Here is a 14,772-nt window from a genome sequence, read left to right as displayed (position 1 = left end):
ATCCTGCCAGGGGGGCTGTTGTCTTTTTAGCAACGCGGCATGCTTGAAATTCTAATTTAAGCATCGCTTGGGCCGCTATACCATCGAAGCAGTTCAAACCTTTGCCTAAAAACCTTGCTCTGCTCGGGGACCACCGATGAAAACAATAAAGAACCTGCTGTGGATAACGATAGGTGTCTGTCTGGTATTGACCTGGTTGCCATATCTGGGCGTCTTCAATGCTCCGGTACTGGTGGCTTATCTGCCGCAGCCACTGGCTTTGACGCTTGCTTGCAACCTGATTCTGACGCTTTGTGTTTTGGCCATATATCCGCTCTATTTCAAACCCTTCATTGCCAAGCTGAAAGCCAAGCCGATTGTCGAGGAGAAGTACCATGGATAACAGTATGACGTTGGCCATCCTTGGCGGATTCATCGTGGCTTTTCTGATTATTTCCTATTTGTCCAAACGCAATGACCGCGGTACTTCGGCACCTAGCACAGAAGATTTCGTCATCGGTGGCCGCAACACGGGAACCTTGGTCTTGATGCTTTCTATGGGCGCGACCTATTTCTCCACCTGGACTTTGCTGGGGTCTTTCGGCGCGTATTTTCGTGAGGGCGTCTGGTTTATCGGTTTTGCCGTATGGACCATTTTTCACGGCATTTTCGTGTGGGTTTTCGGTACTCGAATCTGGTTGGCAGGCAAGCGGTTCGGCTTCGCCACCCCAGGGCAAATGATCGAGCGTTACTACAACAGCAAACGTCTGCGCATCGCTGTAGCTGTGGTAGGTATCGTAGCCTTGGTGCCAGTCATGTTGATTCAGGTCGTCGGAGGCGCAAAGGCCTTGGAATCACTGACCAATGGAGCCATCCCTTATGTTGTTGGCGTAACAGTGACCTCGGCGATGGTGGGCATAATCGTGCTCTGGACCGGTTTCAAGGGTACAGCCTGGACTGATTCATTCATGGGGATATTCTTCGCTTCTATCCTGGTATTTACCGCGCTTTATGTTGTCAGTCTGGCCGGAGGCCTGGAAATGTTCGCAAATATTGCCAGCGTCAAACCAGAGTTGCTGGTTAACGCAGGCAAGCCCTGGAAGATGCTTGAGCTATGGTTGGGACTTGGTTTTGGTGCTTGGGTATTGCCGCATATGTGGCAGAAATTCTACTCAGCAGCGTCCCCTGAGGTGCTGGGTAAAGTAGCGATGGCAACTCCTTTCTGGAACTCGTGGATGATGGCAATCATCCCTTTGATCGTAGGTACCGCCGCAGTCATTCCAGGCATAGTGCCAACGCTCAATGCTGGCAATAGCGACACCATCCTGCCGCAGTTGTATAGTGCTCATCTTCCCGCTATGGGAGCTTTTGTTGTTGCAGGCATCCTCGCGGCCGCTATCTCTACGATCAACAGCCAACTCCTGTCTTCGGCAAGTCTGGTGACTGAAGATATTCTGGTGCGTTTGCGCAATCGCCCGTTTACCGATCAGGACATCGCCCGGACAACCCGTTTAGCCGTGGCAACGTTGACCGTTATTGTCTTTGTGTTGGCCATGCTTCCCGGTGGTTCTGGCTTCTTGGTGCCGGTGGCATCGCTCGGGTTTGGTCTAGGCCTGCAATTGGTGCCGTCCGCGCTCGGCGTGCTGTACCTGCGCAAGATCACCGAAACCGGCGCTTTCTATGGCCTGCTGGCGGGCACGTCAACCATGGCAGTCTTGGCCACCCTGAACCTGGATATTCCCATCGGGCCAACCCTGCCGGGTCTTGCTATCAATATCATCGTAACCCTGATCATCAGTTGCTGCAGTCGCAAAGTTTCGGAGCAGTCAATCGAAGACTTCCACGGCATGTTCGACGCATACCTGAGTGATAAAGGTGATGCAAAACAAATCCCCGTTCTTGCCCAGTCCCCTCGCTAAAGGAAATTGGAATGAAATCTCATGTAAAAGTGGCCGTGGTTCAAGACAGCAGCGTTCCATTCGATGCTGCTGCAACCGCCAGTAAAACTTGCACGCTGATTCAGGAAGCTGCTAGCAACAATGCCGAGCTTGTCGTGTTTCCCGAAGCATTTTTGGGGACTTACCCAAAAGGCCTGACCTTTGATGCCCCCGTCGGCCGACGGCTGCCGGAAGGGCGTCAGGATTATCAGAAATACTTCGAAGGGGCCGTCGACATGGATGGCCCCGAACTGAAGCTCATCATGCAGGCGGCCAATGAACACGATATTTTCGTGGTGCTGGGCATTATCGAGCGTGGTGGCTCGACGCTTTACTGCACGGTTGTGTTTATTGATCCGCACAAAGGCGTTGTCGGCAAGCGCCGTAAGCTGATGCCGACCGGAACAGAGCGCTTGATCTGGGGCTTTGGCGATGGTTCGACCCTGGGTGTGGTTGAAAGTGAGTTGGGCAATATTGGCGCGGTGATTTGTTGGGAAAACTACATGCCAGCCTTGCGACTGGCTATGTATGCCCAGGCGGTGGAAATCTACTGTGCGCCCACGGCTGATTGCCGTGACAGCTGGCTACCTTCAATGCGGCACATCGCCATGGAAGGGCGCTGCTATGTGCTCAGTGCATGCCAGTACATTCAACGTGGGGAATATGGCGAGCAATACCGTAGCGTTCTCGGCGATGATCCAGAGCAGGTCCTTATGCACGGGGCAAGCGCCATCATCGGCCCTTTAGGGGAGGTGATTGCCGGTCCCGTGCATGATCAACGCTGCATTCTGTACGCCGAGCTCGATAATGCAACGCTGATCCAAAGCAAGCTCGACTTCGACCCAGTAGGCCACTACTCACGTCCCGATGTGTTCTCGCTAAAGGTTGATACCGAAGAAAAGAAACCGGTTCATTACTGACGTTATTTTCAATGGGGATTTCTAAGAACGGTTTCGGCCTTCAAAAAAACACCAGTGAATGGCTTTAAGTATCGAAGGATGCAGCAGATCAGATGGTCGTGACCGGCAAGCTTCAAACAGTTGCGCAATGCTTGGTCTAATTGATCAACGTTTTCATTATCGGGGCGTATCGCAGATAGAATCTGATTTTGTCGCACGATGCTTGTGCACAAGGCTTCAACGCGTGAACGGCTGCGCAGAGGGCGGATATGTTCGATGCGTTCATCGCCAAACACCAGCCCGCCAACCCGGTCGCCAGCTTGCAAGGCAATCCAGGCACAAAGTGCGCCCAACTCGGCTGCGGTGACGGATTTGAAGTTGCGCTGCGAGCCAAAGAACATGCTCATGCGCTGATCGACAAGAATCAAGGTCGGGCGGTCGCGTTCTTCGGTAAAGCTGCGCACAAATGGCTTGCCGTAGCGCATTGAGGCGCGCCAGTCGAGATGGCGCAAGTTATCGCCGGGTATGTAGTGTCGCAATTGAAATGAAAAGCGGTCATGAGCCAGGAGTGGAAACCGTCGGCAAGGCTTGGTGACTTTAAACTCATTGATCTTAAGCCAGGCTCATTGTTTAGCCGGGACAGCATGCAGGGAGCGGCTAGGCATGCATGTTGTAGAGCGTTCAAGTATAGCGGTCCGTTGGTTGCGTCGGCTGAGTCTTGAAAGTGTCACGTTCAGGCTTGGTTCAAGCGTAATCGCGTTGAAATATGCTTTTTCCAACCATAAGCCGACACGGAAAATGCCAGTCCTGCTGTTTTAAGGGTGGATTTCTGTAGGGGATTTCGCGCGACCTCAATTACTAAATCTGACAATACGAAAGTTCGGGTCGCAACTGAATCAAGCCCGGTCTAATTGCTGTGGGTGTTCGGGCGCAGTATTTTGTCATGGCCGTAAAGCATTGCTACTCAAGGCACAGAGCAAGAGACCGTGCTGGTCAATGCTCTGCATCCCAGAGGAAACTCAAGCAGCTGATGGTCGTAGCACCGTGATGGTTGGAACAACATAATAGATAGGGAAATTAATATGCTTATTAACGCCAAGGTCCTCAGCAACCCCTCAAAATGGCTTCTGCTCGCTCTTTCGCTTACAGCGTTTGGCAGTGTTGCTCAAGCCGCTGAAACCCTCGATGAGGGCGTAAAAGCCAAGTTTGTCGCTGCTGATACAGCCCACATCCCAGAGGGCTATCGCAACTGGACGCATATCGGCACGTTCGCGACCCCACCGGGCAGCAGAACCATCCTCGATGGCAGCATCCGAGAGGGCGTTCAGTTCGGCAATACTTATGTCGAGCCAACTGCGCTAGCGATATACAAAGCTACCAATAAGTGGCCTGACGGTACTCAGTTCGTCAAAGAATTCAGTGAGTCGCGCCTGTCTGAAGATTGCGACAAAAACAACGGTAGCTGTACGAAGAACAATGGCAAACACTGGCCTCAGAGCATAGGTAAGTGTGACAAAGTCACAGGTGTCTGCGTTACGAGTCACGGCAAGGGAATCTTCCAAAATGATTTCTTTGGCGTCACTTATATGGTGAAAGACGCTAAGCGTTTCCCTGATGCACCAGGTAACTGGGCGTACTTCTCATATGGCCCGGCCAAGGACGACAAGTCTTATCCTCAGACAGCCAAAGTACTGCCATATGAAAAATGTGCAGGTTGCCATGTGGCTAATGCCAAAGACACAGACTATGTGTTCAGTGACTTGCACTTAGGCTTGCAGTAAGTCGGGCCGCTTTTGTCAGCGTCGTGTGCTAAATGACACACGACGCTGCTTTGTCATTCTCATGCTTTCGTCGCGTTCAATGGTCTTCATCATTGTTAGCACTAGTCAAACGATAGATGATCAACATGGTGAACCATTGCTGTTTGAATCACTCCTGCCTTGATCTGCTAGCTAACGACTTTTCCTCTTCCATCCTCGAGCAAACAGGTGCGCCTGCTGTTGTCGCACATGGTGGCAGCTATGGTTGGGAGATTTGTTGCTGGGTTCGAACATCATCTCTGAATCATATTCCAGGCTAGTTCGCTGTGTTTCGGGGAATACCGCTGGCCTGAGGGTTTGTGCTTCTAGCGTTTGCTTGCCCCATATCGGTTCAGCGTATCATTGATGCCCGCAACGAATCTCAAGCGGCAGCACAAATGCAATCAATAGCTGGATATTCCTAAGCCTGTATCCTTCAGTTGTTGACTCAAATGGTCAGAGTCTTGCGCTTCAATAGCAGTATTTTGTGCGTTGGATATCTGGGTTTTTGTATAAATTAGGCTAAGGTTCGAGTGAGGTTAATGCGCTCGGGGCTAAAATTTAGTTTCGTCGTGTTCTGACGCACCAATCATTATTGATCATCTATCTGGCCTAACTGCGTTTACAGGAGTTCCACATGCGTAGATTTACCCTTACAGCTCTCGGTATGGCGGTAGCGTGCTCTGCACAAGCTTTCGACCGAATCCCAGAAAAAGATGGCTTCAGTGGTTATGCATACCTTGGTGCCAGCACCAACCGCATGGAAAGCAACACCGTCGCAACTTTGGCCGGAACAGATGTCAGCGACAGTCGTATCGACTCTTTAAACAGCTCCCCGGACAGCAAAAGCTTCAGCAAAATTGTGCCTGCTTTTGGCCTGTCCTATAAATTGCAAGGCAGCCGCACCGTTATCTTTGGCGGTACCGAACTAGAAGACTTCCTGACCCAAGATGGCACCCTTGCTCTGGGTGTTCGCCAAGGCATTGGTCACTTCGGTAATGTCAGCGCCAGCGTACTTGCCTCGACGCCAGTAGAAGTTTGGGAAGACCCTTATCTGGTTAATGGCAAACGTAAAGAAACCGACCGCTCAAGCTCCGGTGCGCGCATGGCTTGGGAACACATCTTTGAGTCTGGTTTCGATGTGACCTATACCCATCGTAAGATCGAGATCGACGACGAAAACAGCGGCGATGCATTGGGCCTGACTTCGGCGCAGCGCAGCTTGCTTGATCGTGAAGGCGATGAGTCCAAACTCGATGTGCGTTATGTCTGGGGCATTGGCCGTGACCATATTGTGATCCCAACCCTCAGCTACATAAATCGCGATCTTGATGGCGATGCGATGTCCATGGACGGTTATCAAATGGAGCTTAACTATGCTTACACCGGTTTTGACCGCTGGGAGCTGGTGACCAATTTGACAGCCGGACATTTGGAAAGTGATGACAGCAATCCGATCTACGACAAAAAGGCCGACTTGGATCGCATGGGTATTTCCTTTGCCGCGACCTATAAAGAGCCGTTTGGCCTGAAGAATTGGCGTGCACGAGTTGTTGCTAACTACGGCGAGGAAGACAGCAATATTGACTTCTATGACACCAGTATCAAGAGTCTTAGCTTAGGTATGCTTTACAACTTCTAATATTCACTGAAATGGCCGCTTTGGCTGTGTCACATTGATCAGTATCTGTAATGCACAGTGATAGATCATGTGTGGCATAGTCTGCGGCCGTTGTCGTTATCGCATGATGAAATTAACAGCCGTGTGTTAGCTGCAATTAGGTGGATGTACGCGAATTTGACTGAATGGACAGTTGGGTAAGGGCTATTATACTCAACGCCAATCGTGCATTTTTAAGTGCAGTACAAACAGCTGGACAGTTAAGTATTAATACACAAATGAAAGGTATTTCAGGCCATGCTGCACAAAGTATTATTGTCTATCGCGCTGTTGGGCATTACAGGGAAAGTCTGGGCTGGCGGTATAATGCTTTATGAAGTGGGGCAGGAGGGGGCAGGCCTAGCCAATGCCGGTGCTGCAGTGTTGGCAACCGACCCCAGTATTTTAATGAATAACCCTGCCGGTTTGACCGCGCTTGCTGGGACTCAGGTCAGCGCTAATGGCCAGCTCTTGCTGGGTAACGTCAAGTTCTCCCGTGATGATGATAATACCTTCGGCGGCAACGAAGGCGGCAATGCTCTTAAGTACTTTCCGAGTGGCAGTACGTTTATCAGTCATCAACTCAATGAACGCGCGACTATCGGCTTCGGCATGGTTGGCAACTTCGGTCTGGCTGTGAACTATGACGATGACTGGGCGGGGCGCTATTTCACCCAAAAGTCATCGCTGATTGGCCTCGCTTTCCAGCCAACTATTGCATACAAGGTGACTGATGATCTGTCGGTCGGTATTGGCCCTCGTATCATGTTTGGCCGCTTTCTCACTGAAATAGCAGTGGATAACAATCCACTGGGGTTGGGCAATGCAGATGATGGTCAGCTCAAGTACAAAGATACCGATTGGGGCATGGGAGCTACCGTCGGCATCATGTACAACCTCTCTGAGCGCACTAAGCTAGGCCTGTCTTACGTCAGCAAAATCGATCTTGAGTTTGAAGATAAACCTGACTTTGATGGCATCACCAATCCGCTATTGAGTGGTGCGCTTAACCGTATCAATGCAGATCAGCTTAATGTCGATATGACCGTACCACAGACGGTTCTAGCGAGCATTTCACACCAGTTGAATAACCAATGGACAGTGCTCGGCAGTCTGGGTTGGCAGGATTGGAGCGAGTTCGGCAAGATTGGCGTAGAAGTCGACGGTAATCCTGATGGCTCATCTGTCTCGCGTTCGGTAGACCGCAGCTATAAAGACACCTGGCATGCCTCGCTGGGCGCACAAAATCAAATCACTCAGAAACTGCGGCTCAACATGGGCGTCGGCTATGACAGCTCTGCCGTTGATGACAAAGATCGCACGGTAGATGTACCCGTTGGGGAAGCTTGGCGTCTTGCGACGGGGTTCAACTACCAAGTGGATGAGACGCTGTCGGTCAACATGAATTACACACTCATATGGATGGGCGATATGAGTGTTGATCAGAGTAAGCGTAACGGCGAGACCTTGTCCGGTGAGTACAAGAATGCCGCAATCCACGTTATCGGTGGCGGCGCGACCTGGCGTTTTTAAACGCCTCGGCTCTTTGTCACACCTGGCTCGTCATTGGGGTTCGGCGTGATCTGTTCCAACTGTGGACACGCCCATTCAACGAAAGCCCGCACGCGCGGTGAGAGCTGCAAGGCGTGCGGGTAGACTAGCTGAACCGGCAAGTCCATAGGCTCAAAGTCTTTAAGAATCCTGACCAGTCGGCCTTCTGCGAGGTCATCCGCAACTTGATAATGCATCAATCGAGTAATGCCGATGCCTTGCAGGCAGGATAGTTTGGCGGCGCGTATTTGATTGCAAACCAGTCGCGGGGCGATTGTCTCAGCCAGCTCTTTAGCTTTATGGCGGAAGTACCATTGCCTTCCTTGCGAGGCGAGTGTCACGCACTTGTGCTTCTGTAGCGATTCAGGGGTATCAACCGCCGGGGCGCCAGCAAGATAGTCAGGGCTTGCACAGGTTATCAATCGAGTTGCACCGACCTGCCGTGCCACCATGGCCGAGTCAGGCAGATGACCGATGCGCAGTGCAAGATCGAGGCGCTCATCAAGTAATGCAACCACGTGGTCGTTTAGCGTCAGCTCAACGCTTGTTTCGCTGTGCAGCCTGAGAAACTGATTAACCAGTGGCGCGATGAAGCGCTGGCCAAACTCCACGGGTGCAGTGAGACGCAACAGGCCGCGAACGGTGCCGTCCCGAGCTTCCAGGTGCTGCTCCATATCATCGAAATCTGCGAGCATACGCCGACTCCAGCCCAGGTATTCCTCACCTTCATCAGTCAAGGCCATGCGCCGAGTGCTGCGGTTCAACAAGCGAACCCCTAAATAGCGCTCCAAAGCCGCAAGTGAGCGCACTAAGGATGCTACCGACTGGCCTGTAGCATCTGCCGCTGAACTCAAGCTACCGCTGTCGACGATGCGCACGAAGTTGGCCATTGCTTTGAGCCTGTCCATTGTCACCTTCTGATTTGTGCGATTTGTGCGATTTGCGCATAAGTATTGTCAGGTTCACACCATAGGTAAAACCGAAAATTACGCTGAAACTCCAGGGACCTTGTCACTTGGAGCTGCAAGCACATGAACCATCGAACCAGCCCTGCACGGATTTGTGCTTACGACCATATCGGCATTCGAGTTAGCGACAAAGACCGAGCCATTGCTTTTTATCAGGCACTTGGCTTCGTCGAGAGTGCCAGCTTTCCCCTGTACGAAGCCAACGAGATGCTCAGTTCGGACGGCGTTCGGATCAACCTGATTTTCAACGGCGCACGTCAGCCCAAAGCCCATAACGTGTTGCTGGACGCGCCGCTGAAACTACCGGGAATGACGCATCCGGCATTCGTTGTTGATGACCTGCAGGCGCTTGAGGCTTGGTTGTGCGAAGAGGGCATCACTATCACTGAAGGACCCCATCACATCGGCCCTAGACGTGTCGCACTGTTTATCCGCGATCCCGATGGCAATGTACTTGAATTCAATCAGTTGATTAATGGAGATAAGCAATGAAACTGTACGATTTAGATGTCTCTGGCAATTGCTACAAAGTCAGACTTTTAGCGTCTTTGGCCAATATTGAGCTTGAAATAGTTGCGGTGGATTTTCTGAACGGTGCGCACAAGAAAGCGCCGTTATTAGATCTAAACCCGCTGGGTGAGTTGCCGATCCTGGAAGACGGAACTCAGATCATTCGGGACTCGCAAGCCATTCTTGTTTACTTGGCAGGTGTCTACGGTGGTTTGGCCTGGTGGCCCGCTCATGCTCAAGGTCAAGCTGAAATCGTGCAATGGCTGTCTTTTGCGGCTAATGAGGTTGATCACAGCCTGTGTGCAGCGCGTCTTGTGCAGAAGTTTGGAGTCGAACTGGATCAGTCGGTGGCGCTGGAAAAATCGAAAGTCACACTCGCATTCCTCGATAAACACTTGGAACACAATGATTGGCTTGCGATTGGCCGCCCTTCAATTGCCGATTGTGCAGTCTACCCTTACGTCGTACTTGCCCCTGAAGGAGGCGTGGATCTTACGCCGTACACCCATATCGCACGTTGGATGAGCCGAGTAGAGGCTTTACCCGGTTATCTAGCCAAGCCCTAAGTGGATTGTTGCAATGTTATTGCTCGATGGGTTCTTCGTATCGGCGCTGGATGCGTTTCAGTTCGCCCGACTTGCGCAGTTGTTCAAGCGCGTTGGCCCAAGCTGTTACCAGTTTGTCATCACTGTCGCGGCTGAAGGCGATGTACAGTGACGAGCGATAAAGTTCGATGGGAATCTGGCGAAGCGTGCCGTCTGCGATGTTGAGTTGGCGGCTGTAATAAGCCACCCCCGCGCTAGTGTCGCCGATGATGATGTTGGTGCGCCCGGCTAGCAACATGAGGTAGAGCTGCTGGTTTTCGGTTGCACTTTTGTCGAGGTTTTTGAAACCCAGTGACTGCAGCATTTGTGGGACTAGACCAGCGTGGCGGGTGGTGATCTGTGGCGCGCGCAGCAGTTGCTCTAAAGAGTTTACCGGTTGCGCCGCATTGGCCAATTGATAGGGGTGAATGGACTCCTCAACGATTGGGCCGACCCACTTGTACAACGGTTCGCGCTCTGCGGTGCGGAACATTGAAAACATGATGGTCTTGGGCCAGGTGTTCAATGCATAGGTGGCTCGCATACTGGGCAGCAGTAGCAATTCAAAATCATCCCCAGTCAGGGTCATGATGGCCCGAACGATCTCTGTGGTCATGCCGGTGAGCTGATTGTTTTCTTGGTAGTTGTAGGGCGGCCACTCTTCGGTAACCACCTTGTATTGCTCGGCGCTGGAAACAGTCGCTAGCAAGAGACACAACAGTGCTGTGGTTAGTGTTGAGTATTTCACGGGGTCGACTAGTTCACCTATGGACTGTTCAGAAATGAAGTGTCTCTAAAGAATAGACCTTCATATAGGGCTAACTGTTCTAAGTGGCGAGCGGCTGGGTGAACAGGTGAATCCGAACAGTGCTTTTTGGCAGGCAGGTGATGACTGGGCTTCGAGCGGTTTTATGTGCTGCTTGGCTGTCTATTGAACACAGAACAAGGGCAATAAGTATTCTTTTCACTTGAAAGAGGGTTTGACTCGCGATCATTATTTCAAAATATTTCGTCCAAAGTGTCTGAGGTTCTAGTTGTGCCCCTGAAGTGTATCCAATCCAACCACCGGCCAGTGGATAACTCAGATCGGGCCAACCGCGATGCGCGTTTGTCAGCCTTGACTCTCGCCTTTTGTCTGCCAAGCGACGTATTACTCTATCTATTGCTGCCGACTCATCCTGAAGCTTTCGGCATCACCCTGGCTCAGGCGGGGGTATTGCTGGCGGCTAATCGTTTGGTGCGTATTTTCGGTTACAGCCATGTCTTGCGCTTCTATGCGCATCATGGCGACCGCATGACCTTGATGCTGGCCGCCAGCGCGGCGATGCTCTGTGCAATCGGCAATGCGCTGTTTTGCGGGTTCATGGCTTTGCTGATGCTGAGATTGATCTGGGGGCTGTGCTTCGCGGCCCTGAACCTTTCCACTCAGGTATTGGCGACCGCAGATGCTAGCGCTGCTGCCGCTCGGTCAGGGCGTTCACGTGCGCTGATTGCCCTGGGGCCGATGCTGGCCTTGCCGCTTGGGGCCTATGTCAGCCAGGAGTTTGGTCCGCGCGTCATTTTCTGGTTGCTGGCTGTAGGCTGTGCGGTTGGTTTTCTGATCGCCCGTTCACTGCCGGGGGTTGGGCATGATCTGCCTGTGAGCAACCGCCGTTTTCGCCTGCCCGATAGCGTTGCATTGTGGTCATTCGTAGAGGGCGTGGCGCTCGATGGCTTGTTTATTTTCGGACTATCTCTGCAGGCGGCCAAGTTGCTGGGTGAAGATGCTTTGCTCGTGGCAGGCACGCTCATGGCCTTGCGCTACTTCTCCGAAGTGCTGCTCAGCCCTTTGGGCGGTCGTGCGGCGCAGATGTTTGGCGCCACGCCCATGTTGTTGCTGTTTTCCGCGTTAAGTGCACTGGCGTTGACTGCTTTTGGCATGCATTGGGTGGTAGCGGGTGCAGCATCTGTGTTGATCCTGCGGGCATTGCAATTGCCATTGGTGACTACCCTGGTTGCCGAGCGTAATCCCGGGGCTGCCCGAGTTGGCGCTCTGGCCTCAAATGCCATATGGCGAGATGTCGGAGCAGGTCTCGGCCCTTTGCTGGCAGGCATTTTGCTGCCAGTTGCTTCGGCCCCGTGGGTGTTCGCCCTAGCTGCGCTGGCGATTGTAGCCAGTGCGCTGGGTTGCTGGCTCAGGCATTAGTGTGGGGCTGGCTTCATGGTTTTCAGCTTCGCGCTGGGGTTGAGGCAAACAGCTCAGCGTTGCTGCCGGGCCTGATCTGCGCAAGCAAGAAAGGTTTCTATCATCTGGCTGCCCTTGCGTTCAGCCAGGCAATACAGGTAAGTCTCGGTGTGTATTGGCTCGCCTTCGATGCAGATCGCCTTGAGTTGTGGGTCGCCAATGTATTCCGCCGCTGAGACCACGCCCAGGCCGATTCCTCTCACAACGGCCTCGCGCAAGGCTTCTCGGCTGCCAATCTCCATCACCATGCGCGGTGTTACGTGGCGTTCAGCCAAAACCTTTTCGAACGCCAGGCGGGTCGTGGAGCCCTGTTCGCGATAAAGCATGGGTTGTCCTTGCAGTTCTTCAAGACGAACCCTATCGCGCTGGGCCAAAGCATGTGTGTGATGGGCGAACAGTATGATCGGATGACGCGCATAGAGCATGCTATGAAATGCCGGGGAGTCATGAAAACCGGCCAGTACGCCTATTTCGATCACATAGTTCTCAAGGTCAGCCAACACCGAGGCCGAGTTACCGATACGGATCGACAGGTCGATCTGCGGGTAATCACGCCGGTAGGCATCGACCATCTCGATCACATGGAAGGGCCCCACGGCGCCCAGGCGCAATTGCCCGCGGGTGAGGGCGCCTGAGTCGCGGAGTAACCCGTCGGCTTCCGACTCCAGACTGATCAGTTGCTGGGCGATTGGCAGCAGTTGGCGACCGACACTGGACAGCTCTGCGCGACGACCACGGCGATGGAACAGTTCGAGATTATGCTGGCGCTCCAGCGCCTGGACCTGGGTGGTGATGGTGGGTTGGCTCAGACCGAGGGCCCGGGCGCCAGCGCTGAAGCTGCCGTGTCGCGCGACGGCCAGAAAGGCGCGCAGCTTGCTGTTCGACATCCATAGATCCTTTCAATACTTTTCGACGTAAATGCATATTGAATCGATCGTATGACCGTCACATTACAGGAATATGGTAACTGGCATTCCCACAACAACTGCTGGAAATGCCATGACTACTCTTCGCAAACTGTTTTGTGCCTGCAGCGTTTTATTGCCGCTATTCGCCAGCCCATACGCCTCGGCCGAGCCTACTTTACGCATCGGCTTGATTCCTTCCGAAGACTCGCAATCAATGGTCGAAAGCAGCCAGCAAGTACTCGACCAGCTCGAGGCTGGTCTGGGCATGCCGGTGAAGCCTTTCGTGGCGACTGATTACAATGGTGTGATCGAGGCCTTGCGTTCGAAAAAATTGGATGTTGCATACCTTGGCCCCTTTTCTTACGTGCTCGCTAACAAAATGGCTGATGCCGAGGCTTTCGCCGTGGCAGTGACCAAAAAGACCGGCACTAGCGCCTATCACAGCTTGGTCATCACCCGTCGCGACAGTGGCATTAAGACCTTGGCAGACCTCAAGGATCATACCTTTGCCTTCGTCGATCCGAGCTCGACTTCCGGTCATCTGTTCCCTAAAGCTGGTATTGAGCAGGCGGGCTACCAGCCTGATGAGCTGTTTTCTCGTGTGATGTTCTCCGGTTCCCACGACGCCAGCATCCTCGCCGTGGTCAACCGCAAGGTCGATGCAGCGGCGGTGGCTGACCGTATTCTCGCTTCGGCGATCAGCCAGGGGCAGATCAAGGAAGACGATATCCAGATTATCTGGAGTTCGCCGGATATTCCGGAGTCGCCGATGGTCTGGCGCAAGGATTTGGATCCGGTCTTGAAACAGAAGCTGGTTAAGGCGTTGGCTGAGGTCAAGGACGTACCCTGGGGTGATCAAGGCGTGCTCAACGGCTTCCAACCGACTACCGATGCTGCCTACGATGTGGTCCGCGATACCGCCAAGGTGCTCGATCTCGACCTGAGTAAGATGAAGTGATCAGGGTTAGCCGATTGACCAAGCACTACGGTGGAAACCAAGTGCTGCGCGGCATTGATCTGCACATCGGGGCTGGTGAGTTTGTGGTTGTGCTCGGCCAGTCCGGTGCAGGTAAATCGACCTTTCTGCGTTGCATGAACCGTCTGGCCAAGGCCGATGGCGGTGAGTTGCAGGTGGCCGGTATCAATGCCTTGCTGGCGCATGATGAGCGTGCGCTGCGCCGCCATGTGGCGATGATCTTCCAGCACCATAATGTGGTACCGCGTTTGTCGGTATTGAAGAACGTGCTTACCGGACGGCTTGCTTCGGTGTCGACCTTTGCTTCGGTGTTGCAGCTCTTCAGCCGGGCCGACGTCGAACTGGCTCGCCAGTGCCTGCTCCGGGTGGGGCTGGCGCACAAGGCCGATGAGCGAACGGACTCTTTGTCCGGTGGGCAGATGCAGCGCGTCGGCATTGCCCGGGCGCTGGCTCAGCAGCCCAAGGTTATTCTGGCCGATGAACCGGTGGCCAGTCTTGATCCGAAGACCGCCCGCCTGGTCATGCAATACCTGCACGATGCCAGCCGCGAGTTGGGGATTACCGTGGTGTGCAACCTGCATCAAGTGGAGTTTGCCCGTGAGTTCGCTGATCGCATCGTCGGTTTGGCCAATGGCCAGCTGGTGTATGACGGCGATGCCAGCGGCCTTGATGAGGCGACTTTGCAGCGTATCTATCCCGACGCAGAAACCACTGAAGATGAATCTGTCGCAGCCTATGCGTCGCAATTGCACTATGCCAATGGGCTGGGAGGCTGAT

At 53.2% G+C, this 14,772-nt stretch carries 14 protein-coding genes and 1 pseudogene; 11 read left to right on the top strand and 4 right to left on the bottom strand.

Annotation, left to right across the window (positions count from 1 at the left end):
• Positions 1-136: 136 nt before the first annotated feature.
• The 3 genes from ACN0UH_RS06565 to ACN0UH_RS06555 are packed head-to-tail and all read left to right on the top strand — an operon-like array spanning position 137 to position 2,836.
• Positions 137-382, top strand: a complete 246-nt coding sequence (locus tag ACN0UH_RS06565; RefSeq protein WP_417661304.1) for a hypothetical protein — start codon at positions 137-139, stop codon at positions 380-382.
• The gene (locus tag ACN0UH_RS06560) at positions 375-1,898 is read left to right on the top strand and encodes a sodium:solute symporter family protein (RefSeq protein ID WP_417661303.1); all 1,524 of its coding nucleotides are present in this window, start codon (positions 375-377) and stop codon (positions 1,896-1,898) included. The genes ACN0UH_RS06565 and ACN0UH_RS06560 overlap by 8 nt, the downstream gene beginning before the upstream one ends.
• An 11-nt stretch (positions 1,899-1,909) precedes the next feature.
• Positions 1,910-2,836, top strand: a complete 927-nt coding sequence (locus ACN0UH_RS06555) for a carbon-nitrogen hydrolase family protein (protein ID WP_417661302.1) — start codon at positions 1,910-1,912, stop codon at positions 2,834-2,836.
• 77 nt (positions 2,837-2,913) lie between these two features.
• Here ACN0UH_RS06555 and ACN0UH_RS06550 read toward each other — a convergent pair.
• Positions 2,914-3,357, bottom strand: a pseudogene (locus ACN0UH_RS06550) (DUF58 domain-containing protein); the annotation flags it as partial.
• A gap of 540 nt (positions 3,358-3,897) precedes the next feature.
• Between ACN0UH_RS06550 and ACN0UH_RS06545 the strand changes: the two are divergent.
• The 3 genes from ACN0UH_RS06545 (at position 3,898) to ACN0UH_RS06535 (ending at position 7,807) form a co-directional block, all read left to right on the top strand.
• A complete protein-coding gene (locus tag ACN0UH_RS06545) occupies positions 3,898-4,596 on the top strand; it encodes a cytochrome P460 family protein (protein WP_417661301.1) in 699 nt (232 codons plus the stop codon).
• Between the two features lie 655 nt (positions 4,597-5,251).
• Complete coding sequence (locus tag ACN0UH_RS06540; protein ID WP_417661300.1) at positions 5,252-6,256, top strand: DUF2860 family protein; 1,005 nt, start codon at positions 5,252-5,254, stop codon at positions 6,254-6,256.
• A gap of 276 nt (positions 6,257-6,532) precedes the next feature.
• On the top strand, positions 6,533-7,807 hold the full coding sequence (locus tag ACN0UH_RS06535; protein ID WP_417661299.1) for an OmpP1/FadL family transporter: 1,275 nt from the start codon (positions 6,533-6,535) through the stop codon (positions 7,805-7,807).
• On the opposite strand, the gene ACN0UH_RS06530 is transcribed toward ACN0UH_RS06535, so the two are convergent.
• Positions 7,804-8,733 (bottom strand): LysR family transcriptional regulator, encoded by a 930-nt coding sequence (locus ACN0UH_RS06530; protein WP_417661298.1) that lies wholly within the window; start codon positions 8,731-8,733, stop codon positions 7,804-7,806. The genes ACN0UH_RS06535 and ACN0UH_RS06530 overlap by 4 nt on opposite strands.
• Before the next feature lie 123 nt (positions 8,734-8,856).
• Between ACN0UH_RS06530 and ACN0UH_RS06525 the strand changes: the two genes are divergently transcribed.
• Together ACN0UH_RS06525 and ACN0UH_RS06520 are read left to right on the top strand one after the other, a co-directional pair.
• Complete coding sequence (locus ACN0UH_RS06525; protein WP_417661297.1) at positions 8,857-9,285, top strand: VOC family protein; 429 nt, start codon at positions 8,857-8,859, stop codon at positions 9,283-9,285.
• On the top strand, positions 9,282-9,869 hold the full coding sequence (locus ACN0UH_RS06520) for a glutathione S-transferase family protein (RefSeq protein WP_417661296.1): 588 nt from the start codon (positions 9,282-9,284) through the stop codon (positions 9,867-9,869). The genes ACN0UH_RS06525 and ACN0UH_RS06520 overlap by 4 nt, the downstream gene beginning before the upstream one ends.
• A gap of 16 nt (positions 9,870-9,885) precedes the next feature.
• Here the strand turns inward: ACN0UH_RS06520 and ACN0UH_RS06515 are convergent, their stop codons facing one another.
• Complete coding sequence (locus ACN0UH_RS06515) at positions 9,886-10,635, bottom strand: substrate-binding periplasmic protein (RefSeq protein WP_417661295.1); 750 nt, start codon at positions 10,633-10,635, stop codon at positions 9,886-9,888.
• A gap of 324 nt (positions 10,636-10,959) precedes the next feature.
• Here ACN0UH_RS06515 and ACN0UH_RS06510 point away from each other — a divergent pair, with 324 nt between their 5' ends.
• Entirely contained in the window at positions 10,960-12,072 is a 1,113-nt protein-coding gene (locus ACN0UH_RS06510) for an MFS transporter (RefSeq protein ID WP_417661455.1), read from the top strand.
• A gap of 53 nt (positions 12,073-12,125) precedes the next feature.
• On the opposite strand, the gene ACN0UH_RS06505 is transcribed toward ACN0UH_RS06510, so the two are convergent.
• Entirely contained in the window at positions 12,126-12,998 is an 873-nt protein-coding gene (locus ACN0UH_RS06505) for a LysR substrate-binding domain-containing protein (protein ID WP_417661294.1), read from the bottom strand.
• Between the two features lie 112 nt (positions 12,999-13,110).
• Here ACN0UH_RS06505 and phnD point away from each other — a divergent pair, with 112 nt between their 5' ends.
• Together phnD and phnC are read left to right on the top strand one after the other, a co-directional pair.
• Positions 13,111-13,977 carry a phosphonate ABC transporter substrate-binding protein gene (gene phnD / locus ACN0UH_RS06500; RefSeq protein ID WP_417661293.1) on the top strand — a complete coding sequence of 289 codons (867 nt, stop codon included), beginning with the start codon at positions 13,111-13,113 and terminating at the stop codon, positions 13,975-13,977.
• Positions 13,974-14,771, top strand: a complete 798-nt coding sequence (phnC, locus tag ACN0UH_RS06495) for a phosphonate ABC transporter ATP-binding protein (protein ID WP_417661292.1) — start codon at positions 13,974-13,976, stop codon at positions 14,769-14,771. Before phnD ends, phnC begins: the two co-directional genes overlap by 4 nt.
• The last annotated feature ends 1 nt before the right edge of the window (position 14,772 follow it).

The organism is Pseudomonas sp. (assembly GCF_048265905.1).
Lineage (GTDB): Bacteria > Pseudomonadota > Gammaproteobacteria > Pseudomonadales > Pseudomonadaceae > Aquipseudomonas.
The sequence above is the reverse complement of the archived record's forward strand: the minus strand, read 5'-3'. Positions and strand labels throughout refer to the sequence as shown.

What these genes read in the sequence shown, in the direction of transcription:
- ACN0UH_RS06520 (WP_417661296.1), top strand. Translation starts at nt 9,282, where the DNA reads ATGAAACTGTACGATTTAGATGTCTCTGGCAATTGCTACAAAGTCAGA.
- ACN0UH_RS06555 (WP_417661302.1), top strand. Translation starts at nt 1,910, where the DNA reads ATGAAATCTCATGTAAAAGTGGCCGTGGTTCAAGACAGCAGCGTTCCA.
- ACN0UH_RS06525 (WP_417661297.1), top strand. Translation starts at nt 8,857, where the DNA reads ATGAACCATCGAACCAGCCCTGCACGGATTTGTGCTTACGACCATATC.
- ACN0UH_RS06565 (WP_417661304.1), top strand. Translation starts at nt 137, where the DNA reads ATGAAAACAATAAAGAACCTGCTGTGGATAACGATAGGTGTCTGTCTG.
- ACN0UH_RS06540 (WP_417661300.1), top strand. Translation starts at nt 5,252, where the DNA reads ATGCGTAGATTTACCCTTACAGCTCTCGGTATGGCGGTAGCGTGCTCT.
- ACN0UH_RS06505 (WP_417661294.1), bottom strand. Translation starts at nt 12,998, where the DNA reads ATGTCGAACAGCAAGCTGCGCGCCTTTCTGGCCGTCGCGCGACACGGC.
- ACN0UH_RS06530 (WP_417661298.1), bottom strand. Translation starts at nt 8,733, where the DNA reads ATGGACAGGCTCAAAGCAATGGCCAACTTCGTGCGCATCGTCGACAGC.
- ACN0UH_RS06560 (WP_417661303.1), top strand. Translation starts at nt 375, where the DNA reads ATGGATAACAGTATGACGTTGGCCATCCTTGGCGGATTCATCGTGGCT.
- ACN0UH_RS06545 (WP_417661301.1), top strand. Translation starts at nt 3,898, where the DNA reads ATGCTTATTAACGCCAAGGTCCTCAGCAACCCCTCAAAATGGCTTCTG.
- ACN0UH_RS06535 (WP_417661299.1), top strand. Translation starts at nt 6,533, where the DNA reads ATGCTGCACAAAGTATTATTGTCTATCGCGCTGTTGGGCATTACAGGG.
- phnD (WP_417661293.1), top strand. Translation starts at nt 13,111, where the DNA reads ATGACTACTCTTCGCAAACTGTTTTGTGCCTGCAGCGTTTTATTGCCG.